General features: G+C 76.8%; 1 protein-coding gene. It reads left to right on the top strand.

The features are described 5' to 3' along the window. Nucleotides 1-587: ketoacyl-synthetase C-terminal extension domain-containing protein (locus ONA70_RS36430; protein ID WP_319959641.1), on the top strand; the 587-nt coding region annotated here is incomplete at both ends.

The raw sequence follows: 587 nt of genomic DNA on the forward strand, positions 1-587 counted from the left end.
GCACACCCAGGCCGCCGCCGGCGTCGCCGGGGTGATCAAGATGGTCCTGGCGCTCCGGCACGGCCGGCTGCCGCGATCGCTGCACATTGACGCGCCGAGCCCGCATGTCGACTGGAGCGCCGGCAACGTACGGCTCCTGGCCGAGGCCGTCGAATGGCGGCGCAACGGACACCCGCGGCGCGGGGCGGTGTCGTCGTTCGGGGTCAGCGGCACGAACGCGCACGTGATCCTGGAGGAGGCGCCGCCGACGGAGCCCGCTCCCGCGCCGGCCGTCGACCCGTGGGACGGGTGGGTGTCCTGGGTGCTGTCGGCGAAGACCGAGCCGGCGCTGCGCGCGTACGCCCGGCGGCTCGGTGCGTGGCTGGCCGGGCACGAGGACGTCACGCCGGCCGCGGTCGCCGACGCGCTCACCCGGCGCACCCGGTTCCCGCACCGGGCGGTGCTGGTGGCGCGCAGCCGCGACGAGTTCACCGCCGCGCTGGCCGCGCTCGCCGAGGGCCGGCCGCATCCGGCGGTCGCCACCACCGACACCGGCGGCGACGGCGGGAGGGTCGCGTTCTGTTTCACCGGTCAGGGCAGCCAGTACC

Source organism: Micromonospora yasonensis (genome assembly GCF_026013475.1).
Lineage (GTDB): Bacteria > Actinomycetota > Actinomycetes > Mycobacteriales > Micromonosporaceae > Micromonospora > Micromonospora yasonensis.